The sequence below is a fragment of the Amycolatopsis sp. WAC 04182 genome (genome assembly GCF_003947465.1).
Taxonomy (GTDB): Bacteria; Actinomycetota; Actinomycetes; order Mycobacteriales; family Pseudonocardiaceae; genus Amycolatopsis.
Genome location: NZ_QHJJ01000002.1, coordinates 385,151 through 409,793, shown reverse-complemented (window position 1 = coordinate 409,793; position 24,643 = coordinate 385,151). Strand labels below are relative to the sequence as shown.

The window sequence follows — 24,643 nt, the reverse complement described above, 5'->3', positions numbered from 1 at the left end:
TGACCGATCCAGGGGACTCCTAGAGTCGAATACTCAGAGTAATGGTTACGCATAGTTGTCACCAGGTCAAGCGGGTGCTTTCGAGAGGCCTTCGTCACCTGGGGCGCGCCACTCGTAAGAATGAGGCTCCGCTCCTGCTAGTGTCGGTTCGATTTCCTCGCCAAGCAGGAAGTCGACGTCCTTTAAGGACCCGTCCAGAGAGGCGGGGAAGGAGGTCCGCCTTGTCGTCACGCCCGCGTGGCGCGGCGGAACCGGCGGGAGAGCGCGAGCTGCTCTCGTCCGGCGATGTCGCGCGCACGATCGCCCGAATGGCCCACCAGGTCATCGAGAAGACCGCTCTCGGTGCCGGTGGCTCGACTCCGCCCGTGTTGCTGGGCATCCCCACCCGGGGGACCCCGCTCGCCCTGCGGCTCGCGGACAAGATCGCCGAGTTCTCCGGCATCCGTCCGCCGACCGGCGCGCTGGACATCACGCTCTACCGTGATGATCTCCGCCGCCGCCCGCCCCGCGCGCTCGAACATTCGCAGCTGCCGCCGACCGGTATCGACGACGCGGTGGTGATCCTGGTCGACGACGTGCTGTTCTCCGGCCGCACCATCCGCGCCGCCCTCGACGCCCTGCGCGACCACGGCCGCCCCCGCGCGGTCCAGCTGGCCGTGCTGGTCGACCGCGGCCACCGCGAACTGCCGATCCGCGCCGACTACGTGGGCAAGAACGTGCCCACCTCGCGCGCCGAGGGGATCGAGGTCCTGCTGTCCGAAGTGGACGGACGGGACTCGGTTCTGCTTCGCGCGCAACCAGAAGGAGATCGATCGTGAAGCACCTGCTCGCCACCGACGGGCTCGACCCGGCGCTCGCGACAGCCGTGCTGGACACCGCCGAAGAGCTCAAGCACACCCTGCTGGGCCGCGAGGTCCGCAAACTGCCGACGTTGCGCGGCCGTACCGTCATCACGCTGTTCTACGAGAACTCGACCCGCACCCGCGTCTCGTTCGAGATCGCCGGGAAGTGGATGAGCGCCGACGTGATCAACGTCTCCGCGTCCAGTTCCTCGGTCAACAAGGGCGAATCGCTGCGGGACACCGCGCTGACGCTGGCCGCGGCCGGCGCCGACTGCGTGATCATCCGGCACCCCGCTTCCGGTGCGGCGCAGCGGCTTTCGGGCTGGCTCGCCGAAGCCGGGACGGCGGTCGTCAACGCCGGGGACGGAACGCACGAGCATCCGACGCAGGCGCTGCTCGACGCGGCCACGCTGCGGGAGCGCCTCGGCTCCTTCGAGGGCCGCCGCATCGGGATCGTCGGCGACGTCCTGCACAGCCGGGTCGCGCGGTCGAACATCCACCTGCTGTCCTCGCTGGGCGCGGAGGTGGTGCTCGTCGCGCCGCCGACGCTGCTGCCGGCGGGGGTGGAAAGCCTGCCGGTCACGGTGTCGCACGAACTCGACGCCGAACTGCCCGCCCTCGACGCGGTCATGATGCTGAGGGTCCAGGCGGAGCGGATGCACGGAGGCTTCTTCCCCTCGGCGCGCGAGTACTCGATCTCCTACGGCCTCAACGAACGGCGGATGAAGCTGCTGCCCGAGCACGCCGTCGTCCTGCACCCCGGCCCGATGCTGCGCGGGATGGAGATCGCCTCGGCGGTCGCCGACTCCCCGGCCTCGGCCATCACCGAACAGGTCCGCAACGGCGTCCACGTGCGCATGGCGGTCCTCTACCACCTGCTCGCCAGCGAAGGAGCCGCCGCGTGACCACCGTCCTGATCAAGGGCGCCCGACCCTACGGCGAGGGCGACCCGGTCGACGTGCTCGTCGAGGACGGGGTCATCACCGACATCGGTTCGATCGAGACCCCGGACGAGGCAGAAGTCATCGAGGCGGGCGGCCAGGTGCTGCTCCCCGGTTTCGTCGACCTCCACACCCACCTGCGCGAACCCGGCCGCGAGGACACCGAGACCATCGCCACCGGTTCGGCCGCGGCCGCGCTCGGCGGCTACACCGCGGTGTTCGCCATGGCCAACACCGACCCGGTGGCCGACAACGCGGTGATCGTCGACCACGTGTGGCGCCGCGGCCAGGAGGCCGGGCTGGTCGACGTGCACCCGGTCGGCGCGGTCACCGTGGGGCTCAAGGGCGAGAAGCTCGCCGAACTGGGCACCATGGCGAAGTCCGAAGCCCGGGTGAAGGTCTTCTCCGACGACGGCCTCTGCGTCGCGGACCCGCTGCTCATGCGTCGCGCGCTGGAGTACTCGACGGCGCTCGGCGTGGTCATCGCCCAGCACGCGGAGGAGCCCCGGCTGACCGTCGGCGCGCAGGCGCACGAAGGCGAGCAGGCCGCGCGCCTGGGTTACACCGGCTGGCCCGCTTCGGCGGAGGAGTCGATCGTCGCCCGCGACTGCCTGCTCGCCGAGCACGCGAACGCGCGGCTGCACGTCTGCCATGTTTCGACCTCGGGTACCGCGGACATCCTCAAATGGGCCAAGGACCGCGGCACCCGGGTCTCGGCCGAGGTCACCCCGCACCACCTGCTGCTGACCGACGAGCGGCTCGCGACCTACGACCCGGTCAACAAGGTCAACCCGCCGCTGCGCACCGAGTCCGACGCCGAGAAGCTGCGCGCCGCGCTCGCCGAGGGAGTCATCGACTGTGTCGCCACGGACCACGCGCCGCACGCGGTCCAGGACAAGGACTGCGAGTGGAGCTCGGCCAGGCCGGGCATGCTCGGCCTGCAGACCGCGCTGTCGATCGTGGTCGACACCATGGTCCGCACCGGCCTGCTGGACTGGCGCGGGGTCGCGCGGGTGATGAGCGAGCGGCCCGCCGAGATCGGCGACCTGTCCGACCACGGCCGTCCGATCGAGGTCGGCGAACCGGCCAACCTGACGCTGGTGGACCCGGAAACCGAATGGACCGTGCGAGGGGCCGAGTTCGCGAGCATCGCGGCGAACACCCCGTACGAAGGAATGCGGCTCCCCGGCGTGGTGACGGCGACGTTGCTGCGCGGGCGGATCACCGCGCGGGAAGGGAAGATCGCGCAATGAGCGACCGGATTCTGCTGACCCTGGCGGTCTTCGCCTTCTTCCTGTTCTGCGTCTTCCTGATGTGGCGCGGCTGGCGCCGCAAGTCCCGCGCGCAGAGCGTCCAGGTGCCGCCGTTCCCGGAGATCCCCGCGGAACCCGGCGAGGCGTCGCTCGAATCGACCGGTGTCTACATCAGCACCACCACGGCGGGGCACTGGCAGGAGCGCGTGGTCACCCGCGGCGCCGGCCTGCGCACCGGCGCGGTCTGGCGCCTGCACGAAGACGGCATCGCCATCGAGCGCGGCGGCGCCCCGGACTTCTGGATCCCGCGCGCCTCGGTCACCGGCGTCCGCAAGGACAAGGGGATGGCCGGGAAGGTGATGGGCATCGACGCGCTGCTCGTCGTCACCTGGCTGGCGGGCGACGTCGAGCTGGACACCGGATTCCGTGGCGACGACGTCGACGACTATCCACAGTGGATCGAAGCTTTGCAAGACACCCGCAACGACATCAAGGGAGGTGCCTGATGAGCACCACGAACGGCATTAGGACCCCCGCGGCACTGGTCCTCGAAGACGGCCGCGTGTTCCGTGGCTCCGCGTACGGCGCACGCGGACGCAGCTTGGGCGAGGCGGTGTTCTGCACCGGCATGACCGGCTACCAGGAGACGCTGACCGACCCCTCCTACCACCGGCAGATCGTGGTCCAGACCGCGCCGCAGATCGGCAACACCGGCTGGAACGACGAGGACGACGAGTCCTCGCGCATCTGGGTCTCGGGCTACGTCGTCCGCGACCCCGCACGCACCCCGTCCAACTGGCGGTCCAAGCGCACGCTGGACGAGGAGCTGGAGCGCCAGGGCGTCGTCGGGATCTCCGAGGTGGACACCCGCACGCTGACCCGGCACCTGCGCGAGCAGGGCGCCATGCGGTCCGGTGTCTTCTCGGGTGACGCGCTCGGCACCGACGAGGAGATGCTCGCGCAGGTGCAGGCGAGCCCGCAGATGAAGGGCGCCGACCTCGCCGGCGAGGTCACCACGAAGCAGCCATACGTCGTCGAGGCGCAGGGCGAGCGGAAGTTCCGCGTGGCCGCGCTGGACCTGGGCATCAAGTCCAACACCCCGCGGCTGATGGCCGCCCGCGGCATCGAGGTGCACGTGCTGCCCTCCTCGTCCACTGTGGACGAACTGCTCGCGGTCGAGGCCGACGGTGTCTTCCTCTCCAACGGTCCCGGCGACCCGGCGACCACCGCGCACGCCACGGAGCTGACGAAATCGGTGCTACAGCGGGAGATTCCGCTGTTCGGCATCTGCTTCGGCAACCAGATCCTCGGCCGCGCGCTGGGGCTGGGCACCTACAAGATGCGCTACGGCCACCGCGGGATCAACATCCCGGTGATCGACGTGGCCACGAAACGCGTCGCGATCACCGCGCAGAACCACGGTTTCGCCCTCGAAGGCGAGCCGGGACAGCGGTTCGAGACGCCGTTCGGCGCCGCGCAGATCTCGCACTACTGCCCGAACGACGACACCGTCGAAGGTGTCCGCGCGTTCGACGTCCCCGCGTTCTCGGTGCAGTACCACCCCGAGGCCGCCGCCGGCCCGCACGACGCGGCCCCCCTGTTCGATGAGTTCGTCGCTTTGATGGAGAAGGCCAAGTAATGCCGAAGAGGACAGACATCCAGCACGTGCTGGTGATCGGCTCCGGGCCGATCGTGATCGGCCAGGCGGCGGAGTTCGACTACTCCGGCACCCAGGCCTGCCGCGTACTCCGCGAGGAGGGACTGCGCGTCTCGCTGGTGAACTCGAACCCGGCGACCATCATGACCGACCCCGAGTTCGCCGACGCCACCTACATCGAGCCGGTCACCCCGGAATTCGTCGAGAAGGTCATCGCCGAGGAACGCCCCGACGCGATCCTGGCGACTCTCGGCGGGCAGACGGCGCTGAACTGCGCCGTCGCCCTGCACGAGCGCGGTGTCCTGGAGAAGTACGGCGTCGAGCTGATCGGCGCCGACGTCGAGGCCATCCAGCGCGGCGAGGACCGGCAGAAGTTCAAGGACATCGTCCGCACGATCGGCGCCGAGGTGCCGCGGTCGCGGGTCTGCCACGACATGGACGAGGTCCGCGCGACCGTCGCCGAGGTCGGCCTCCCGGTGGTCATCCGGCCGTCGTTCACCATGGGCGGGCTCGGCTCGGGCATGGCGCACACCGACGAGGAGCTGCAGCGGCTCGCCTCCACCGGCCTCACCGAATCGCCGGTCACCGAGGTGCTCATCGAGGAGAGCGTCCTCGGCTGGAAGGAGTTCGAACTCGAGCTCATGCGCGACCGGCACGACAACGTGGTGGTCGTCTGCTCGATCGAGAACATCGACGCGATGGGCGTGCACACCGGCGACTCGGTCACCGTCGCGCCCGCGATGACCCTGACCGACCGCGAGTACCAGCACATGCGCGACGTCGGCATCGCCGTGCTGCGCGAGGTCGGCGTCGACACCGGCGGCTGCAACATCCAGTTCGCGATCAACCCCGAGGACGGCCGCATGGTCGTCATCGAGATGAACCCCCGTGTGTCGCGGTCGAGCGCGCTGGCGTCGAAGGCGACCGGTTTCCCGATCGCCAAGATCGCCGCGAAGCTCGCCATCGGCTACACCCTCGACGAGATCCGCAACGACATCACCGGCGAGACCCCGGCGGCCTTCGAGCCGACGCTGGACTACGTCGTGGTGAAGGTGCCGCGGTTCGCCTTCGAGAAGTTCCCCGGCGCGGACCCCACGCTGACCACGACGATGAAGAGCGTCGGCGAGGCGATGTCGTTCGGCCGCAGCTTCCCCGAGGCGCTCGGCAAGGCACTGCGGTCCATCGACACCAAGGCCACCGGCTTCTGGACCCGTCCCGACCCCGAGGGCGCCACGCTGGAATCCGTGCTGGAAGCCCTGCGCACGCCGCACGACGGCCGTCTGTACGAGGTCGAGCGGGCGCTGCGGTTCGGCGCGACGGTCCAGCAGGTGCACGAGGCGTCGGGGATCGACCCGTGGTTCATCGACCAGATCGCCCTCATCGGTGAGGTCGGCGCCGAGGTCCGCGACGCGCAGGTCCTCGACGAGCCGCTGCTGCGGCGCGCCAAGCGGATCGGCCTTTCCGACCGTCAGATCGCCTCGCTGCGGCCGGAACTGGCAGGCGAGGACGGCGTCCGCGCGCTGCGCCGCCGTCTCGGCGTGCGGCCGGTGTACAAGACCGTCGACACCTGCGCGGCCGAGTTCGCGGCCAAGACGCCCTACCACTACTCGGCCTACGAGACCGATCCCGCGGCGCAGTCGGAGATCACCGCGCAGACCGAGAAGCCGAAGGTCCTGATCCTCGGCTCCGGGCCGAACCGCATCGGGCAGGGCATCGAGTTCGACTACTCGTGCGTGCACGCCGCGATCGCGTTGCGCGAGGCCGGTTTCGAGGCCGTCATGGTCAACTGCAACCCCGAGACCGTCTCCACCGACTACGACACCTCGGACCGGCTCTACTTCGAGCCGCTGTCGTTCGAGGACGTCCTCGAAGTGGTCAACGCCGAGCAGGAGTCGGGCACCGTCGCCGGGGTCATCGTGCAGCTGGGCGGCCAGACCCCGCTCTCGCTCGCGAAGCGCCTCGCCGACGCCGGTGTCCCGGTGATCGGCACCTCCCCGGACGCGATCCACCTCGCCGAGGACCGCGGCGCGTTCGGCGAGGTCCTCACCGACGCCGGGCTGCCCGCGCCGAAGTACGGCACGGCGACCTCGTTCGAGGGCGCGAAGCGGATCGCCGACCAGATCGGCTACCCGGTCCTCGTGCGGCCGTCCTACGTGCTCGGCGGGCGCGGCATGGAGATCGTCTACGACGAGGAATCCCTCGCCGGCTACATCCACCGCGCCACCGAGGTCACCCCCGAGCACCCGGTGCTCGTGGACCGGTTCCTCGACGACGCCATCGAGATCGACGTCGACGCGCTGTTCGACGGCGACGAGCTCTTCCTCGGCGGCGTCATGGAGCACATCGAGGAGGCCGGGATCCACTCCGGCGACTCCTCGTGCGCGCTGCCGCCGATCACGCTGGGCCGGACCGACATCGAGACGGTGCGCCGTTCGACCGAGGCCATCGCGCGCGGCGTCGGCGTCCGCGGGCTCCTGAACGTCCAGTACGCGCTCAAGGACGACGTCCTGTACGTCCTGGAGGCCAACCCGCGTGCCTCGCGGACGGTGCCGTTCGTGTCGAAGGCGACCGCGGTGCCGCTGGCGAAGGCGGCCGCGCTGATCATGACCGGCTCGTCGATCAAGGATCTGCGCGAGTCCGGCGTCCTCCCCGCCGAGGGTGACGGCGGCCACATGCCCGCCGATTCGCCGGTCGCGGTCAAGGAGGCGGTCCTGCCGTTCCACCGCTTCCGCACGCCCGAGGGCCACGGCGTCGACTCGCTGCTCGGCCCGGAGATGAAGTCCACCGGCGAGGTCATGGGCGTGGACGTCTCCTTCGGCAAGGCGTTCGCCAAATCGCAGGCCGGCGCCTACGGTTCGCTGCCGACGTCGGGCAAGGTGTTCGTCTCCGTCGCCAACCGGGACAAGCGTTCGCTGGTGTTCCCGGTGAAGCGGCTGGCGGATCTCGGCTTCGAGATCCTCGCCACGTCCGGCACCGCGGAAGTGTTGCGGCGCAACGGAATCGCCTGCACCGTCGTGCGCAAGCACTACGAAGGTTCGGCTGAAGGCGAACAGAACGTCGTGGATGTCATCCTCAGCGGCGAAGTGCAGATGGTGATCAACACCCCGTACGGCAACAGCGGTCCGCGGATCGACGGCTACGAAATCCGGACGGCCGCGGTGTCGCGGGACATCCCCTGCATCACCACGGTGCAGGGCGCCGCGGCGGCCGTGCACGGGATAGAGGCCGTCATCAAGGGCGACATCGGCGTGCGGTCGCTGCAAAGCCTCCAGGCGGCGCTGAAGGCCAAGGCATGAGCGAACGGTTCGGGGCGAGGCTGGCGCGGGCGGTCGCCGAGAAGGGACCGCTCTGCGCCGGGATCGACCCCCATCCCGGGCTGCTCCAGGCGTGGGGACTCCCGGCGGACGCGGGCGGACTGGAGAAGTTCGCCCTCACGGCCGCTGAGACGATCGCGCCCGAGGTCGCGGTGATCAAGCCCCAGTCGGCCTTTTTCGAGGCCTACGGGCCTCCTGGGGTCGCCGTTCTGGCCAAGACGATGAAGGTGTGCCGGGAGGCGGGCGCGCTCGTCCTGCTGGACGTCAAACGCGGCGACATCGGTTCGACGATGGCGGCGTACACGGCGGCGTTCCTGCCCGGCGGCGCGGAACTCGAGGCGGACGCCATCACGGTGTCGCCGTACCTCGGTTTCGGTTCGCTGGCCCCCGCGATCGACGTCGCGCAGGCACAGGGCAAGGGGCTGTTCGTTCTCGCGCGCACCTCGAACCCGGAGGCGCACGGATTGCAGAACGCCTTGCTGCCCAACGGAAAAACCGTCGCGCAGGACATCGTCGACACGGCGGCCGCGTACAACGCGGGCGTCGGGCCCTTGGGTGACATCGGTGTCGTCGTCGGCGCCACCATCGCGCCGGGAGAGCTCGATCTGAGCGAGCTGAACGGTCCCGTCCTGGCACCCGGTTTCGGGGCCCAGGGAGCCACTGTGGCCGATTTGCGGGGGCTTTTCGGGCCGGAACTGCCGGGTGTGCTGCCCGCGTCGTCGCGCGACGTCCTCAAGCACGGGCCGGACCCCGAAGCTCTGCGTGCGGCCGTTCGGCGGACCCGGGATTCCCTCGGTCCCCTGGAAAAAGGCCAATAGCAGGCCCGGGAATCCGTCATGACCAGCCACCCCCGCATTGTGGGCCGAGGTAACGGGTGGGTACCGTCGCCACACCCACCCAGATTTGAGAACTACCGGAGGAAAACGTGGCACTTCCCCAGCTGACAGAGGAACAGCGCGCTGCGGCGCTGGAGAAGGCCGCCGCCGCCCGCCGCATCCGTGCTGAGCTGAAGGAGCGGCTGAAGCGGGGCGGTACCACTCTGGTCGACGTGTTGAAGCAGGCCGAGGAGAACGAAGTCCTCGGCAAGATGAAGGTCTCGGCTCTGCTCGAGGCTCTTCCGGGCGTCGGCAAGGTCCGTGCCCAGCAGACCATGGAACGACTGGAGATCGCACCCAGCCGTCGTCTTCGCGGCCTCGGCGACCGGCAGCGCAAGGCGCTGCTGGCCGAATTCAGCGGCGAGTGAGCGGCACCGGTCAGGACCACCCGGTGAACCCGGGCGCTGACCGCGGCGGTGAGCCGGTGGCGGGAGTTGCATCCCGGCACCGGCTCACGGTCGTATCGGGGCCTTCGGGGGTCGGGAAGTCGAGCGTGGCGGGGGAGCTGCGCAAGCTGGATCCGGAGATCTATTTCAGCGTCTCGGTGACCACCAGGAAGCCGAGGCCGGGTGAGGTGGACGGCGAGCACTACCACTTCATCGACCGGGCCGAGTTCGACCGCATGGTCGCCGACGGCGAACTGCTGGAACACGCCGAGTTCGCGGGCAACTGCTACGGCACCCCGCGCGGGCCCGTCGAGCGCGTGCTCGCCGAAGGCCGCAACGCGATCCTGGAGATCGAACTCCAAGGCGCGCGGCAGGTCCGCAAGGCGATGCCGGAGGCCCGGCTGGTGATGCTGATGCCGCCGTCGTGGGAAGAACTGGTCGGCAGGCTGACCGGCCGCGGCACCGAAAACGAAGCCGCGGTGAAGGCCAGGCTGGCCGAGGCCGAACGCGAACTCGCCGCCGCCGGGGAGTTCGACGAGCGCGTCGTCAACGCCGACGTGCGAGAGGCCGCCGAGCAGTTGCTAAACTTGATAACCGGCGACATCTCTACCGAAGATTCGGAGCACCACGAGTGACGACTCAGGCCACGCTGCACGAAGAGCTCGAAGGCATCACCAACCCGCCCATCGACGACCTCCTCGAGAAGGTCAGCTCGAAGTACGCGCTGGTGATCTACTCGGCCAAGCGCGCTCGCCAGATCAACGACTACTACGCCCAGCTGGGCGAGGGCCTGCTGGAGTACGTCGGCCCCCTGGTCGAGCCGGGCCCGCGCGAGAAGCCGCTCTCCATCGCCCTGCGCGAGATCCACGGCGGCCTGCTCGAGCACACCGAGGGTGAGTAAACCCAAGATCGTCCTGGGCGTGGGTGGCGGGATCGCCGCCTACAAGGCCTGTGAGGTCCTGCGCGGACTGACCGAATCCGGTCACGACGTCCGCGTGGTCCCCACCGAAGCCGCGCTGAACTTCGTCGGCGCGGCCACTTTCGAGGCACTGTCCGGGAACCCGGTGCACACCGGCGTGTTCACCGAAGTGCCCGAGGTGCAGCACGTCCGCGTCGGCAAGGAAGCCGACCTGGTGATCGTCGTGCCCGCCACGGCGAACCTGCTCGCCAAGGCCGCGCACGGCATCGCGGACGACCTGCTGACCAACACACTGCTCACCGCCCGGTGCCCGGTCGCGTTCTTCCCGGCGATGCACACCGAGATGTGGGAGCACCCGGCCACGCGCGACAACGTGGCGCTGCTGCGCTCGCGCGGCCTGGTCGTCGCCGAACCCGCCGCCGGCAGGCTCACCGGCAAGGACACCGGCAAGGGGCGGCTCGCCGACCCCGCCGAGATCGTCGACCTCGCCCGGCTCCTGCTCGCCGTGCCGAAGGCCCTCCCGCGCGATCTCGAAGGCTTGCGCGTGGCCATTTCGGCGGGCGGCACCCGTGAACCACTGGACCCCGTCCGGTATCTGGGCAACCGCTCGTCGGGCAAGCAGGGCTACGCGCTGGCCCGCGTCGCCGCCCAGCGCGGCGCCGAGGTCACGCTGGTCGCCGCGCACACCGTCGCGCTGCCGGAGCCCGCGGGCGCGAAGGTCGTCCACGTGTCGACCGCCGAGGAGATGCGCCAGGCCATGCACGCCGAGGCCGCCTCCGCCGACGTCCTCGTGATGGCCGCCGCCGTCGCCGATTTCCGGCCGGCGAACCGGGCGGACCACAAGATCAAGAAGTCCGACGACACGCCGGACCCGGTGGTCGAGCTCGCGCGCAACGCGGACATCCTGGCCGAACTGGTGCGAAACCGGACAAACGGCCAGGTGGTCGTCGGGTTCGCCGCGGAAACCGGGGACGACAAGGGCGGGGTTCTGGATCACGCCAGGGTCAAACTGAAGCGCAAGGGCGCGGACCTGCTGGTGGTGAACGCCGTCGGCGAGGGAAAGGCCTTCGGGACCGAGGACAACTCGGGCTGGCTGCTCGGGGCCGACGGCACCGAAATCCCGATCCCGCTCGGCGTCAAGGCCGAACTGGCGTCCACATTGTGGGACGCTGTTGTGACCTTGATGAAGCGTTGAGAGTCCCCCAAGCGATAGTCAGTAGGCTTGATTGCAAGCTGAGGGGTGCCTAACTTACTGGGCATCAGACGTCTAGGTGAGGGAGTGACGGCCACCGTGAGCGCGTCCACGAGCAGACTGTTCACGTCGGAATCGGTGACCGAAGGTCATCCCGACAAAATTTGCGATGCCATCAGCGACTCGATCCTGGACGGTCTGCTGGCTAAAGACCCGCGCAGCCGGGTCGCGGTCGAAACCCTCATCACCACCGGGCAGGTGCACGTCGCCGGAGAGGTGACCACCGAGGCCTACGCGGACATCCCGACCATCGTCCGCGATGTGATCCTGAAGATCGGCTACGACTCTTCGGCCAAGGGCTTCGACGGCAATTCCTGCGGCGTCAACGTCGCGATCGGCTCCCAGTCGCCGGACATCGCGCAGGGTGTCGACACGGCGTACGAGTCCCGCGTCGAGTCCGACGAGGACGAGATCAACCGCCAGGGCGCGGGTGACCAGGGCCTGATGTTCGGCTACGCCTGCTCGGACACCCCCGAGCTGATGCCGCTGCCGATCGCGCTGGCGCACCGGCTTTCGCAGCGGCTGACCAGGGTCCGCAAGGACGGCGTGCTGCCGTACCTGCGCCCGGACGGCAAGACCCAGGTCACCATCGAGTACGCCGGCGACCAGCCGGTGCGGCTCGACACGGTGGTCGTGTCCACCCAGCACGCCGACGGCATCGACCTCGAGCAGATGCTCGGCGTCGACGTCCGCGAGCACGTGGTCGCCCCGGAGATCGCCGAGCTCGGGCTCGACACCTCCAACGTGCGGCTGCTGGTCAACCCGACCGGCCGCTTCGTCATCGGCGGCCCGATGGGTGACGCGGGCCTGACCGGCCGCAAGATCATCGTCGACACCTACGGCGGCATGGCCCGCCACGGTGGCGGCGCGTTCTCCGGCAAGGACCCCTCCAAGGTGGACCGCTCGGCCGCGTACGCGATGCGCTGGGTGGCGAAGAACGTCATCGCCGCCGGTCTCGCCTCGCGGGCCGAGGTCCAGGTGGCGTACGCGATCGGCAAGGCGGCCCCGGTGGGCCTCTTCGTCGAGACCTTCGGCACCGAGACGGTCGACCCGTCGAAGATCCAGGCCGCGATCCAGGAGGTCTTCGACCTGCGTCCGGCCGCGATCATCCGCGACCTCGACCTGCTTCGCCCGATCTACGCGCCGACGGCCGCGTACGGCCACTTCGGCCGTCCCGAGCTGGAGCTCCCGTGGGAGAGCACGGCGCGGGCCGCGGACCTGAAGTCGGCCGCGGGCGCCTGATCCGCCTGTTCCGTCCGTGAAGGCCTCCTTGCCTACCTTGAGGGTAGGGAAGGAGGCCTTCACGGCGTCTGCGGCTTGATGTGGCGGAAGTACATGAAGGGGTCCTTCACGGCGCTAGGCGCAAGGAAGGTGGCCTTCACGGACGTGACCCGGCACGCGGTGACAGGCGGTGGCGACCGAGTCTGGTAGAGATCACCGGGTGAGCAGCAGTCCCGAACCGACCCCGCTGTGGGACCTTCCGGAGCCGAAAGCCGAGCCGGCGCGGAAGGCCAAACCGGCGCGCGCGAAAACGGCCAGCCGCCGCGGCGCGCAGAACCCCGCGCCCGAGAACCCGGTCGCGCGGATCGTCGTGGACATCCCGCTCACGCACCTCGATCGGACCTTCGACTACCGGATCCCCGAGAAGCTGCACGAAGCCGCCGTGCCCGGCTGCCGGGTCCGCGTCCGGTTCGCGGGCCAGCTCGTCGACGGGTACCTCGTCGAACGCGCCGACACCACGGAGTTCACCGGGAAGCTCGCGTACATCGACCGGGTGACGTCCAGCGAGCCGGTGCTGCCTCCGGCGCTGCACACGCTCTGCCGGTCCGTCGCGGATCGGTACGGCGGCACGCTCAGCGACGTCTTGCGGCTCGCGATCCCGTCCCGGCACGCGAAGGTCGAGGCCGAACCACCCGCCGAACCCGCGCAGACGCCGGAACCACCCGAAACCACCGCCTGGGAGAGGTACCAAAGCGGCCCCGCTTTCCTGGAGGCCGTCGCGGAACGGCGTCCGGCCAACGCCGTCTGGCAGGCGCTGCCGGGTGAGGACTGGCCTCGCCGTCTCGCCGAAGCGGCCACCGTCGCGGCCGCTGCCGGACGCGGCGTCGTCATGGTCGTCCCCGACCATCGCGACCTGACGCGGCTGCATGACGCGTGCGTTTCCTTGCTGGGCGCTGATTCCGTGGTCGCGCTGATCGCCGGGCTGGGGCCGGCCGAGCGCTATCGCCGCTGGCTCGCGGTGCTGCGCGGCGCGGTGCGGGTCGTCGTCGGCACACGCGCGGCGATGTTCGCGCCGGTCGCCGATCCCGGTCTGTTCGTGGTGTGGGACGACGGCGATGACGTCCACCTCGACCAGCACGCGCCGTACCCGCACGTCCGCGACGTGCTGATGGATCGCGCGCACGCCGCGAAGGGATCCATGCTCGTCGCCGGGTTCGCGCGGACCGCCGAGGCGCAGTTCCTGGTGGAATCGGGCTGGGCGCAGCCCCTCGTGGCGGCTCGCCCCGAACTGCGGGCGGCCGCGCCGCGGGTCACGCCGGTCGGTGAGGACTTCGACGTCGCCCGGGACGAAGCGGCCAAGGCCGCGCGGCTCCCGTCGGTCGCGTTCGAGGCGGCGCGGCAGTCACTGGCGGGTGGATTCCCTGTGCTGGTGCAGGTTCCGCGTCGCGGCTACGTCCCGGGGCTCGCTTGCGGCAACTGCCGGACGTCGGCGCATTGCCGTCGTTGCGCCGGTCCGCTGTCCTTGCCCGGCGGACTGATCGACGGCTCGCCGAGGCCGCCCGCCTGCCGGTGGTGCGGTGTCCCCGAGACGAACTTCCATTGCGCCGCTTGCGGTTCCGTGCGGCTGCGGGCGGTCGTCGTCGGCTCCAAGCGGACCGCGGAGGAACTGGGCCGCGCGTTCTCCGGATTCCCCGTGCGGACCTCGGGCGCGTCGGAGGTTTTGGCTTCGGTGCCCGGAAAACCGGCGCTGGTGGTGTGCACGCCGGGAGCCGAACCGGTCGCGGAAGGCGGCTACGGCGCGGCGTTGCTGCTCGACGGCTGGGCGTTGCTCGGACGGCAGGACCTGCGGGCGGGGGAGGAGACCCTGCGCCGCTGGATGGCGGCCGCGGCACTGGTGCGGCCGGGGACCGAGGGCGGTCGCGTGTTCGTCGGCGCGGAAGCGGGCCTTTCGGTCGTGCAGGCGCTGGTGCGCTGGGATCCGGGCTGGCACGCGAGCCTGGAACTGGCCGAGCGGCGCGAACTCGGCTTCCCGCCCGCGATGCGGATGGCGAGTGTCGAGGGCACGCCGGACGCGGTCGCCGGGCTGCTCGACGACCTCGCCCTCCCGGAGACCGGCGAGGTGCTGGGCCCGGTGCCGCTCGGCGACGTCGACGAGGACGGCAACGCCGAACGGGAGCGGGCCTTGGTGCGCGTCGCGCGTCCGGACGGGAAAGCACTCGCCGCCGCGATCCACGCGGCCGCCGCCCGCCGGGACGCGCGCAAGGCCGCCGAACCCATCCGGATCCAGCTGGACCCCTTGGAGCTCATCTAACCCCCACGTTTGGTCCTCTGGATGCGGTAGTTCGGCCTCGAACTACCGCATCCAGAGGACTGATTGCGTGGGGTCAGAGCGTCGTGCCGGGGGTGGCGAGGACGTCGGCGCGGGCCGAAGCGCCCGGAGCGGGCGTAGCGGGCTTCGCGGCCGAGTCGCCCAAGGCGGCGGTGAGCAGCGTGACGATCTGCGAGGAGATCGCCGCCCGCCGGGCCTCGAAGTCGGCGTCGGTCAGGGCCGAAGGATCGGCGGGCGTGCCGAGCACGGGCGTGTGCAGGTGCCCGCCCGCGATCCCGTCCAGGCCGAGCCCCGTCCGAAGCCGGTTACTCCTGAACATCGACTCGTTGCTGAGATAGTTGCCGCCGCCACCGGAAGCGGCGATCTCGCCCGGCTTGGGCGCGTCCGTCCGGCACACCGCGGTTCCCGTGCCCGGCTTCGAGCTGTCCGGCCAGACGCAGAACGCCTGGTTGTACAACACCTGGTACGCCCCGGCGGGCGCGGCGAGCATCTTTTCGTACGGCAGCGTGGTTTCGATGAATTGGACGTCCGGCTGCGGCCAGCCGTCGGCGGGCGGGACCGGTCCGCGGACCGGCTCGTCGAGGTTGTCCGGCGAACCGCCGCGCCAGGCACCGGCCCAGCGTTCGATGTCGAAGCGGCCGGGACGGCCCTGGCTGATCGTCATGATCAGCTCCGGGCGGCGCAAGCGGTCCTTGAACGCCTGACCGTAGGCCGCCTCGACGATGCCGGCGTCGAAGTAGCTCCACACGACCGGGAACGAGACGGCCTGCACCTGCGCGGGCCCGGTCGGGGTCTGGATCACCTTGCCGTCGAGGTGCAGCGCGGCCGCGCCCGACGGGTTCGCGATGCGGACGCCCGCGCCGTTGAGGGTGAACGGGTCGAACCCGCTCACCAGTACGCGGCGCAGCTTCGGGCCGGACGGGAAACGGGAGTCGTCGAGTCCGCGCGCGCCGAAGTCGAACGTCTTCAGCAACTCCGCGCGGACAGGGGCCGACAGCGGGAAGCGCGGTGTCCACTGCCGCAGCGCCTTGCTCATCTGCAGGCGCGCCCAGTAGAGCGGGCGGTCGTCGGCCTTGTCGATGGTGCCGAGATCGGGACGGCGGCCCTGCGCGCGGTCGACCGCCGTGCGCCAGAGCCCCTCACCGGCCGTCTCGGCGAGCTTCTCGGCGCGCAAAGCGGTCTTCGTCGCGCACAGGCGGGCGGTGAAGTCGGAGACGAGCTTGTCGAATCCGGCGAGCCGGACCAGCTCCGGACCGACCGCCGGGCCGCCGGAAGGCAAGGCCGCGGTGAGCCGCTTCTCCTCGACGGTGATCGCGGCGGAGTCGTCGAAGCAGGCATGCGCGCCTTCGGCTTGCGCGACGCCGGGGACCGCGAGGACGGGGAGCGCGATGAGCAGCGGGAGGAGCGCGCTCCACCGCCTGCCGGGTGTCTTCATGGGCCGCATTCTTCTCATCGATGCCGGGCCGCACTACCGACGTTCGCAGGTCTGGCCGGGTCTTGTCCGGGGTGGACAGGCGGGGCAGACTCGCGCCATGGCCGCGCACAGAAGCACTCTGGGACGCATCACCGCAGTCACCGCGATCGCCGCACTGGTCGGCACGGCCGCGCCGGGAACCGCGGCCGCGGCACCACCGACACCCAAGTCGCCGACCGCCGTCGGCTATCTGGGCGCGGTGTCGAGTATCGACGCGGACGCGACCGCGATCGGCACGAAGATCCTGCGTGAGGGCGGCAACGCCGTCGACGCCGCCGTCGCGACGGCCGCCGCGCTGGGCGTCACCGACCCGTTCTCCGCCGGCTTCGGCGGTGGCGGCTTCTTCGTCTACTACGACGCGCGCACCGGCAAGGTGCACACCCTCGACGGCCGCGAGACCGCGCCGTCGACGGCGAACGAGAACCTCTTCGTCGAGAACGGCAAGGCGATCCCGTTCGCCGAAGCCGTCACCAGCGGGTTGGGCGTCGGCGTGCCCGGCACGCCCGCCACCTGGGACGAAGCCCTGCGCAAGTGGGGCACCAGGTCGCTGGCGAAGGCGGTCAAGCCCGCCGAAGAGCTCGCCCGCAAGGGTTTCACCGTCGACCAGACCTTCACCACCCAGATCGCGAACAACGCGGCCCGCTTCTCGGCGTTCCCGTCGACCAGGTCGCTGTACCTGCCCGGCGGCGCGCCGCCCGCGGTCGGCACGACGTTCAAGAACCCGGACCTCGCGGGCACGTACGCGCAGCTCGCCGCCAAGGGCACCGACGTGCTCTACCGCGGCCCGATCGGCGCGGACGTCGTCGGCACCGTCCGGAAACCGCCGGTGGACCCCGCGTCGACGCTCAAGGTCCGGCCCGGTGACATGACGGCGGCCGACCTCGCGAAGTACCGCGTCGTCGAGCGGAAGCCGACCAAGACCCGGTACCGCGGCCTCGACGTCTACGGCATGCCCGCGCCGTCGTCCGGCGGGCTGACCGTCGGCGAGGCGCTGAACATCCTCGAGAATACGAAGCTCTCGAAGCTGGAGAAGGCCGACTACCTGCACTACTTCCTGGAGTCGACGAGGTACGCCTTCGCCGACCGCAACCGGTGGATCGGCGACCCGGCCTTCGTCGACGTCCCGGCGAAGGAACTGATCAGCCAGAAGTTCGCCGACAGCCGCGCGTGCCTGATCGACCCCGCGAAGGCCGGGACCAGCCCGGTCGCGCCTGCCGACCCGCGCAAGCCCACGCCGTGCGTGGCGGGGACGAACCCGGCGCCGACGCCTTACGAGGGCGAGAACACTACGCACCTCACGGTCGCCGACCGGTGGGGCAACGTCGTCGCGTACACGCTGACCATCGAGCAGGAGGGCGGCAGCGGCATCGTCGTGCCGGGCCGCGGGTTCCTGCTCAACAACGAACTGACCGACTTCTCCTTCACGCCGGTGACGCCGGGCGTGCCCGACCCGAACCTGCCGGGCCCGGCGAAGCGGCCGCGTTCGTCGATGGCGCCGACCATCGTGCTCGAGGGCGGCAAGCCGTTCCTCGCCGTCGGCTCGCCCGGTGGCGCGTCGATCATCACCACGGTGCTGCAGATCCTCACCGGCCGGATCGACCGCGGGCTGAAGCTCGTCGACGCGATCGCCGAACCGCGCGCTTCGCAGCGGAACTCGGCGGCCGCGCAGGTCGAGCAGGCGTTCCTCGACCAGACCGAGGTGCTCGCGGCGCTGAAGGCCAAGGGGCAGGGATTCTCGACGGCGCCCGCGGAGATCGGGGCGGCGACCGGTGTCGAACGGCTGCGGGACGGCCGGTGGCTCGCCGCCGCCGAACCCACGCGCCGGGGTGGCGGCGCGGCGGCCGTCGTGCTGCCCTGGCCGCCTCGGTAGCCGAAGGGGACTTTCCCCGCATCTCACGCGGTGAAGGGAGCTTTCCCCCCATGACATGCGGGGAAAGCTCCCTTCAGCCCCCACTGGGACAGCGAGCGCGCCCGGGCGGCGGGGCCCTTCTAGACTGAGCGGCGATGTTCGCCCAGTCAGAGGTACCCGTCCCCCCGGTGGAGGTGCGTTGATGCGCCTCGTCTTCGCCGGCACCCCCGAACCCGCCGTCCCGTCGCTGCGCGCGCTCCTCGCGTCCGAGCAGCACGAGGTCGTCGCCGTCGTGACCCGGCCGGACGCGCAGGCAGGCCGTGGCCGCCGCCTCGTCCGGTCCCCGATCGGCGCGCTGGCCGACGAGCACGGGATCGAGGTGCTGACCCCGCCGAAGGCGAGCGACCCCGCGTTCCTCGCCCGGCTCGCGGAGATCGCGCCCGACGCGTGCCCGGTGGTCGCGTACGGGGCGTTGCTGCCCCAGGCCGCGCTGGACATCCCGGTGCACGGCTGGGTCAACCTGCACTTCTCGCTGCTGCCCGCATGGCGTGGCGCCGCGCCGGTCCAGGCCGCGATCCGCGCCGGGGACGAGATCACCGGCGCCTCGACCTTCCGCATCGTCAAGGAACTCGACGCTGGACCGGTCTTCGGCGTGGTCACCGAGCAGATCGGCGACACCGACACCGCCGGGGAGCTGCTCGCCAGGCTGGCGGAGTCCGGGGCGAAGCTGCTCGTGTCCACGATGGACGGAATCGCCGACGGCACGCTGCGCGCGGTGGAGCAGACCGGCGACGGACTGACCTACGCGCCCAAGGTGACCGTCGAGGACGCGCGGGTCTCGTTCGCCGACCCGGCCGCCGCCGTCGACCGGCAGATCCGCGCGGTCACGCCGGAACCGGGCGCGTGGGCGGAGTTCCGGGGCGAGCGGCTGAAGCTCGGCCCGGTGACGGTCGTCGACGAGCCGGGCCCCCCGCCCGGCGAACTGGTCGTGGAGCGCAAGCGGGTCCTGGTCGGCACGGCGTCGAAGCCGGTGCGGCTGGGCGAGGTGCAGGCGCAGGGGAAGAAGCGGATGGCGGCCACCGACTGGGCGCGCGGTACGAGGATCGAACAAGGAGAGCGCCTGCAGTGAACGAGCGTAGGGAACGCCGGCCGTCGAGGCCGCATCGCGGCCGTCCCGGCCAGCGTAAAGAGGGGCCCAGCCGCCCGCCGCAGATCGACCCGGCTCGTCAGGTCGCCTTCGACGTCCTGCGCGCGGTCCGCGAGGACGACGCGTACGCGAACTTGGTGCTGCCGCAGTTGCTGCGCACCCGCCGGATCTCCGGTCGCGACGCGGCGCTGGCCACCGAACTGACCTACGGCACCTGCCGCGCGGTCGGCATGCTGGACGCCGTCATCGAGGCCTGTCTCGACCGGCCGCTGGCCAAGGTGGACGCCATCGTGCTGGACGGGCTGCGGCTCGGCGCGTACCAGCTGCTGCGCACCCGCATCCCCCAGCACGCCGCCGTCGGGTCCACTGTGGACCTCGTTCGCGCCGAAGTCGGTTCCTGGATCGCGGGTTTCGTGAACGCCGTCCTGCGCTCGGTGTCCGAAAAGGACGAAGAAACCTGGCTGAACGAACTGGCGCCCGACGAGGCCGTCGATCCGATCGGTGCCTACGCCCTGCGGACGGCGCATCCGCGCTGGGTCGCCCGGTCCTTCGCGGAAGCCTTGGGGGACAAGGGAGCGGAGCTGAAGGCGGCCTTGGAGGCCGACGACGACCGCCCCGACGTCCACCTGGTCGCCCGGCCCGGCGAGATCAGTGCCGACGAGCTGGCCGCGATCACCGGCGGCGACGTCGCGCCGTACTCGCCCTACGGCGTCCGGATGCCCTCGGGCTCCGGCGACCCCGGCGACATCGAGCCGATCAAGGAAAAGCTGGCCGCCGTGCAGGACGAGGGCAGCCAGCTGTGCGCCGTCGCCGTCACGAAGGTGCCGCTCACCGGCTCCGACGAGCGCTGGCTGGACCTGTGCGCCGGACCGGGTGGCAAGGCCGCGCTGCTGGGCGCGCTGGCGGCGATCAGCGGCGCGACCGTCGACGCCGTCGAGAAGGCGCCGCACCGCGCGAAGCTGATCGAGAACGCCGTCCAGGGCCTGCCGGTGACGATCCACGTCGCCGACGGCCGCGAGACCGGCCTCGAACCGGGCTACGACCGCGTCCTCGTCGACGCGCCGTGCAGCGGTCTCGGCTCGCTGCGGCGCCGCCCGGAGGCTCGCTGGCGCCGTCAGCCCAGCGACATCTCGGATCTGACGAAACTGCAGGGGCAGCTGATCACCGCGGCGCTGGACCTGGCCCGGCCCGGCGGCGTCGTCACTTATGTCGTCTGTTCGCCGCATCTGGCCGAGACCGAGGGCGTCGTGGGGGAGACCGCGCGCCGCGCCGGTGCCCAGATCGTCGACGCGCGGGAGTTCTTTCCGGATGTCCCGCAGCTCGGCAACGGCCCGTACGTCCAGTTGTGGCCGCACCGCCACGGCACGGACGCGATGTTCTGCGCCGTCCTGCGGAAGCCGGACTCCGCCGGGTGAGCAGGGTCCTCGGCCTGGTCGCGAGCTCGTGCGGCGGACTGGACACCCGGTTCGCCGCGCAGCTCGCGCAACCGGCCGCGGACCGCGGCTGGGAGCTCGCGATCACGCTGACCCCCACCGCGGCCCGCTGGCTCGAGGAGGCCGGCGGGCTCGGTGACCTGGAGAAGCTCACCGATCTGCCGGTCCGCAGTACCTCCCGGCTGCCGGGCGAACCCCGCCCGCATCCGGATCCCGAAGTGTTCCTCTTCGCGCCCGCGTCCGCGAACTCCGTGGCGAAACTGGCGCTGGGCATCGCCGACAACCAGGCGCTGACCGTGCTCGGCGACGTCCTCGGCACGCCGGGGATCACGATCGTGCTGGGCTACCAGATCCAGGACACGCGGATCCACCATCCGGCGTGGCAGCGCCATCTGGACACGCTCGCCGCCGCCGGGGTCACCACCGCGAGGCTCAGCCCGGAGGCATCGTGGACCTCCGTGCTGGACCTGCTGCCGTCGGTTTAGCGGGCGCAGAACCCGGTGTCCAGCGCCTTGACGAGGTCGTCCCCGACCTTGTCCGGCGAGGGATCCTGGTTCACCACGACATTCACCCGCCTGCCGTGCGGGACGGCGCCCGACAGGTTCGCGTAGCCGACGATGTTCCCGCCGTGCCCCCAGAATTCGCCGCCGCACGACAGCGGGACGGACGCGATGCCGAGACCGTACTTCGCGCCCGGGATCCCGACGGGCACCGAAACGGTGCGCTGCATCTCCGCCAGCTCCGCGCGCTGCAGGAGGCGGCCGTCGACGAGCGCGCCGTAGAACCGGTTCAGGTCCGCACCGGTCGAGATGAGCCCGCCGGAGGCCCCGGCGGACGACGGATCGAATTCGGTGTAGTCGGTGTGGCCGGCGGGACCCGGCGCGTAGCCCCTGGCGTGCGGATACGGCAGGCCTTCGTCGCCGCGCGACGGCAGGTAGGTGTCGCGCAGGCCGAGCGGCTTGGTGATCCTGCTCCGGATCTCGGTGGCGACGGAACGACCGGTGAGCTTCTCGATCAGCATCCCGGCGATGATGTAGTTCGTGTTGGAGTACGACCAGTCCGTACCGGGCGCGAACAGCGGCGGATGCGCGAGGCCGATCGCCACCAGTTCCTCGGGCTCGGCGCCGCGGTGACGCCATTCCTCGAGGTCGAGGTCACGGAGGTAGTTGTAGATCCCGCTGGTGTGCTGGAGCAGCTGCCGCACGGTGATCTTCGTGCCGTCGTTGCCGTTCCCCTTGACGAGCCCGGGCAGATACCGGTCGATCGGCGTGTCCAGCCGGACCTTTCCTTCGGCGACCAGCTGCAGCACCACGACGGCGACGAACGTCTTGGTGATACTGGCCGCCCGGAACTTCGAGCCGTGCGGGAACGGCGTCCCGGTCTCGACGTTCCCGACGCCTTCGCGCTCCGACCACGTCCGCCCGGACGGGTTCGTCACCGTCGCCTGCGCGCCGGGGACTCCGTCCTGCACCAGCGTCTTCAGCGCTCTGTCGACGTCATTCCGGTCTCCGGTCGCGGCGAGCGCCGGGGTGGCCGTCGTCGCGGCGAGCAGCGCGACCAGGGAACCGACGGCGATGATCTTCTTGCCTGGCAAGGATTTTCGCATGGATGTCACGCTAGGGACGCTCGGCCGTGGTAGCCATGGGGCAGTCCCCACGGCGGACCGGGGGTCTGCCCTACCTGCCCTTCACGGACTCTCGGGTGCAGCGCGCTACCTTCGCATGGAGCATGTTGCGAAAGCCACTTTCGCAACACGGCCGGGCGTGGGGCCGCGCACCGAAGGCTCAGCGCAGGCTGTGCCCCGGTGCGACGATGCCGGTCTCGTAGGCGAACACCACGGCCTGGCTCCGGTTGGCCGCCCCCAGCTTCCCGAAGATGTTGCCCACATGGGTCTTCACGGTTTCGAGGCTGATCACCAGCTCGGCCGCTATGTCCACATTGGACTTGCCGGTGGCGATGAGCCGCAGTACCTCGGTCTCCCGTTTCGTCAGCGAGAACGGCCGGGGAGCGAGGCCGGACGGCGCCGGGCGCGCGGTGACCATCCGCCGGATCGCGTCGGGGAACAGCAATGTCTCCCCGGCGGCGATGGTGCGGATGGCGTGCGCGAACTCCTCCTTGCGGGCCCGCTTCAGCAGGAAGCCGCTCGCCCCGGCCAGGAGCGCGTCGTAGACGTAGTCGTCGTTGTCGAACGTCGTGATCACGAGGACCTTCGGCGGTTCGGGGATTTCGGCCAGTACGCGCCGGGTCGCCTCGATCCCGTCGACCCCGGGCATCCGCACGTCCATCAGGACCAAGTCGGGACGCGTCCGCCGCACCAGATCGACCACTTCGCCGCCGTCGCCCGCCTCGCCGACCACCGTCAGATCCGGCTGGTTGTCCAGCAGTGAGCGCAAACCGGCGCGCAGCAAGGGTTCGTCGTCGACGATCAGGACCCGCAGTGTCATGAGCGCGACCGTAGCGGGATCGTGGTCACCAGCCGCCACAGCGGTTCCCCGTCGACGGCGGGCCCCGCGACGAGTTCGCCGCGCAGCGCTTCGACCCGTTCGGTGAGCCCCGGCAGGCCGTTGCCGCCGCGGCCGGAAGCGACCGCGTGCTCCACGAGCGGGTTCACGATCTCGATCCGCAACGCGTCGGCGAGTACCGCGACCCGCACGGTCACCGGGCCGGGATGGGCGTGCCGCAGCGCGTTCGTCAGTCCTTCTTGGACGATCCGGTACGCCTCGCGCGAAAGGGTCGCGGGAAGTTCCGCGGCGGGCCCGGTCAGCTCGTAGTCGATCACCGCGCCACCCGCGCGCGCCCGTTCGGCCAGCGTGCCGACCTCGATCAGCCGTCGTTCGGGTTCGCGGGAGGACCGGTCGTCCCGCAGCAGGCCCAGTACGTGGTCGAGGTCTTCGAGCGCCGCACGGGACGACTCCTCGATCGTGCCCAGCGCCCGGCGCACCAGGTGCGGTTCGGAATCGACCAGTTCGGCCGCCGCGGCCGCCTGGATGGTCGACGTCGTCAGCGTGTGGCCGATGGAATCGTGCAGCTCGCGGGCCAGCCGGTTGCGCTGCTCGAAGTGGTTCGCCCGGACTTCGGCGGCGGCGACGCGTTCGGCGGCCGACGGGCCCAGCAGTGCGACCGCGCTGTACTGGAACAGTTTGGTGAAGCCGGCGAGGACATACGCGATCACCACGAGCGTGAAGAACCCGATCGGCAGCGTCCACGCTCCGGCGATACCGGGTTCGATCGTCACCTCTTGACCGAAGATCGCGATGGGACTGCCGCCACCTCCCGCCCACACGAGGGTCAGCACGAACCCCAGGAACAGGAAGCAGCCGAGGCCGAACAGCACCCAGCCGAGCGCGGTGTGCACGAGCAGCCAGGCCGCCGAACGCCAGCGCTCCGCCCAGGCGATCTTCGTGTTCGGCAACGGCTGGGCGATCCGGGTGCCCAGCATCTGGCCGGAGAACCAGATCCCGACCCGCCGCATCGGCCCCGGCAAGCCGGCCAGCGCGACCAGCACACCCATGGCGAGCACGCCGTAGACCGCCTTCGCCCGCACGTCGCCCGGGATGAGGACGGCGGGGATGAGCGCGATCGGGAACGGGATCGCGGTGATCGCCATGCCGAGGAAACCGAACGGCAGGCTGCGGTAACTGCCGATCCGGACCAGGGGCTTGAGTGGGTTGACCATGACCGGAACGCTATTCGGCGGCGCGTGCGCGCACCTCCCACTGCGGTGCCATTTCGCGTCATACTCCAGACCGGG

Annotated in this window: 21 protein-coding genes; 17 read left to right on the top strand and 4 right to left on the bottom strand. The window is 70.7% G+C overall.

What is annotated here, in order from left to right:
- Positions 1 to 221: 221 nt before the first annotated feature.
- The 13 genes from pyrR (at position 222) to DMH01_RS08980 (ending at position 14,971) form a co-directional block, all read left to right on the top strand.
- Positions 222 to 818 carry a bifunctional pyr operon transcriptional regulator/uracil phosphoribosyltransferase PyrR gene (gene pyrR, locus DMH01_RS09040; protein WP_034311664.1) on the top strand — a complete coding sequence of 199 codons (597 nt, stop codon included), beginning with the start codon at positions 222 to 224 and terminating at the stop codon, positions 816 to 818.
- Positions 815 to 1,747, top strand: coding sequence for an aspartate carbamoyltransferase catalytic subunit (locus DMH01_RS09035; protein ID WP_125675037.1), 933 nt, complete (start codon positions 815 to 817; stop codon positions 1,745 to 1,747). The genes pyrR and DMH01_RS09035 overlap by 4 nt, the downstream gene beginning before the upstream one ends.
- Positions 1,744 to 3,036: a dihydroorotase gene (locus tag DMH01_RS09030; protein WP_125675035.1), complete on the top strand. Its 1,293-nt coding sequence runs from the start codon at positions 1,744 to 1,746 to the stop codon at positions 3,034 to 3,036. The genes DMH01_RS09035 and DMH01_RS09030 overlap by 4 nt, the downstream gene beginning before the upstream one ends.
- Positions 3,033 to 3,542 carry a transporter gene (locus DMH01_RS09025; RefSeq protein ID WP_125675032.1) on the top strand — a complete coding sequence of 170 codons (510 nt, stop codon included), beginning with the start codon at positions 3,033 to 3,035 and terminating at the stop codon, positions 3,540 to 3,542. The genes DMH01_RS09030 and DMH01_RS09025 overlap by 4 nt, the downstream gene beginning before the upstream one ends.
- The gene (carA, locus tag DMH01_RS09020; protein WP_125675030.1) at positions 3,542 to 4,675 is read left to right on the top strand and encodes a glutamine-hydrolyzing carbamoyl-phosphate synthase small subunit; all 1,134 of its coding nucleotides are present in this window, start codon (positions 3,542 to 3,544) and stop codon (positions 4,673 to 4,675) included. Before DMH01_RS09025 ends, carA begins: the two co-directional genes overlap by 1 nt.
- Positions 4,675 to 7,989, top strand: coding sequence for a carbamoyl-phosphate synthase large subunit (gene carB, locus DMH01_RS09015; protein ID WP_125675028.1), 3,315 nt, complete (start codon positions 4,675 to 4,677; stop codon positions 7,987 to 7,989). The genes carA and carB overlap by 1 nt, the downstream gene beginning before the upstream one ends.
- Positions 7,986 to 8,825: an orotidine-5'-phosphate decarboxylase gene (gene pyrF / locus DMH01_RS09010; RefSeq protein WP_125675026.1), complete on the top strand. Its 840-nt coding sequence runs from the start codon at positions 7,986 to 7,988 to the stop codon at positions 8,823 to 8,825. The genes carB and pyrF overlap by 4 nt, the downstream gene beginning before the upstream one ends.
- Before the next feature lie 107 nt (positions 8,826 to 8,932).
- Positions 8,933 to 9,250, top strand: coding sequence for an integration host factor, actinobacterial type (gene mihF / locus DMH01_RS09005; protein ID WP_003096398.1), 318 nt, complete (start codon positions 8,933 to 8,935; stop codon positions 9,248 to 9,250).
- A complete protein-coding gene (gmk, locus tag DMH01_RS09000) occupies positions 9,247 to 9,903 on the top strand; it encodes a guanylate kinase (RefSeq protein WP_125675024.1) in 657 nt (218 codons plus the stop codon). The genes mihF and gmk overlap by 4 nt, the downstream gene beginning before the upstream one ends.
- Entirely contained in the window at positions 9,900 to 10,169 is a 270-nt protein-coding gene (gene rpoZ, locus DMH01_RS08995) for a DNA-directed RNA polymerase subunit omega (protein ID WP_005152353.1), read from the top strand. The genes gmk and rpoZ overlap by 4 nt, the downstream gene beginning before the upstream one ends.
- Positions 10,162 to 11,382, top strand: coding sequence for a bifunctional phosphopantothenoylcysteine decarboxylase/phosphopantothenate--cysteine ligase CoaBC (gene coaBC, locus DMH01_RS08990; protein WP_199745415.1), 1,221 nt, complete (start codon positions 10,162 to 10,164; stop codon positions 11,380 to 11,382). The genes rpoZ and coaBC overlap by 8 nt, the downstream gene beginning before the upstream one ends.
- A gap of 96 nt (positions 11,383 to 11,478) precedes the next feature.
- Positions 11,479 to 12,681: a methionine adenosyltransferase gene (metK, locus tag DMH01_RS08985; RefSeq protein WP_199745477.1), complete on the top strand. Its 1,203-nt coding sequence runs from the start codon at positions 11,479 to 11,481 to the stop codon at positions 12,679 to 12,681.
- 199 nt (positions 12,682 to 12,880) lie between these two features.
- Positions 12,881 to 14,971 carry a primosomal protein N' gene (locus DMH01_RS08980; RefSeq protein WP_125675022.1) on the top strand — a complete coding sequence of 697 codons (2,091 nt, stop codon included), beginning with the start codon at positions 12,881 to 12,883 and terminating at the stop codon, positions 14,969 to 14,971.
- Between the two features lie 73 nt (positions 14,972 to 15,044).
- On the opposite strand, the gene DMH01_RS08975 is transcribed toward DMH01_RS08980, so the two are convergent.
- Positions 15,045 to 16,424, bottom strand: coding sequence for a hypothetical protein (locus tag DMH01_RS08975; RefSeq protein ID WP_233621458.1), 1,380 nt, complete (start codon positions 16,422 to 16,424; stop codon positions 15,045 to 15,047).
- A 97-nt stretch (positions 16,425 to 16,521) separates the two neighbouring features.
- Here DMH01_RS08975 and ggt point away from each other — a divergent pair, with 97 nt between their 5' ends.
- From ggt to DMH01_RS08955, 4 genes are all read left to right on the top strand, one after another.
- A complete protein-coding gene (ggt, locus tag DMH01_RS08970; protein WP_125675018.1) occupies positions 16,522 to 18,333 on the top strand; it encodes a gamma-glutamyltransferase in 1,812 nt (603 codons plus the stop codon).
- Between the two features lie 181 nt (positions 18,334 to 18,514).
- On the top strand, positions 18,515 to 19,441 hold the full coding sequence (gene fmt, locus DMH01_RS08965; protein ID WP_125675016.1) for a methionyl-tRNA formyltransferase: 927 nt from the start codon (positions 18,515 to 18,517) through the stop codon (positions 19,439 to 19,441).
- Positions 19,438 to 20,874, top strand: a complete 1,437-nt coding sequence (locus tag DMH01_RS08960) for an RsmB/NOP family class I SAM-dependent RNA methyltransferase (protein ID WP_125675014.1) — start codon at positions 19,438 to 19,440, stop codon at positions 20,872 to 20,874. The genes fmt and DMH01_RS08960 overlap by 4 nt, the downstream gene beginning before the upstream one ends.
- Positions 20,871 to 21,377: a flavoprotein gene (locus DMH01_RS08955; protein ID WP_125675012.1), complete on the top strand. Its 507-nt coding sequence runs from the start codon at positions 20,871 to 20,873 to the stop codon at positions 21,375 to 21,377. Before DMH01_RS08960 ends, DMH01_RS08955 begins: the two co-directional genes overlap by 4 nt.
- Here DMH01_RS08955 and DMH01_RS08950 read toward each other — a convergent pair.
- From DMH01_RS08950 to DMH01_RS08940, 3 genes are all read right to left on the bottom strand, one after another.
- Entirely contained in the window at positions 21,374 to 22,498 is a 1,125-nt protein-coding gene (locus tag DMH01_RS08950) for a serine hydrolase (protein ID WP_125675010.1), read from the bottom strand. The two genes, DMH01_RS08955 and DMH01_RS08950, sit on opposite strands and share 4 nt — an antisense overlap.
- A 178-nt stretch (positions 22,499 to 22,676) precedes the next feature.
- Entirely contained in the window at positions 22,677 to 23,336 is a 660-nt protein-coding gene (locus tag DMH01_RS08945; protein ID WP_125675007.1) for a response regulator transcription factor, read from the bottom strand.
- Positions 23,333 to 24,568, bottom strand: a complete 1,236-nt coding sequence (locus DMH01_RS08940) for a sensor histidine kinase (protein ID WP_125675005.1) — start codon at positions 24,566 to 24,568, stop codon at positions 23,333 to 23,335. Before DMH01_RS08940 ends, DMH01_RS08945 begins: the two co-directional genes overlap by 4 nt.
- Positions 24,569 to 24,643: the final 75 nt, after the last annotated feature.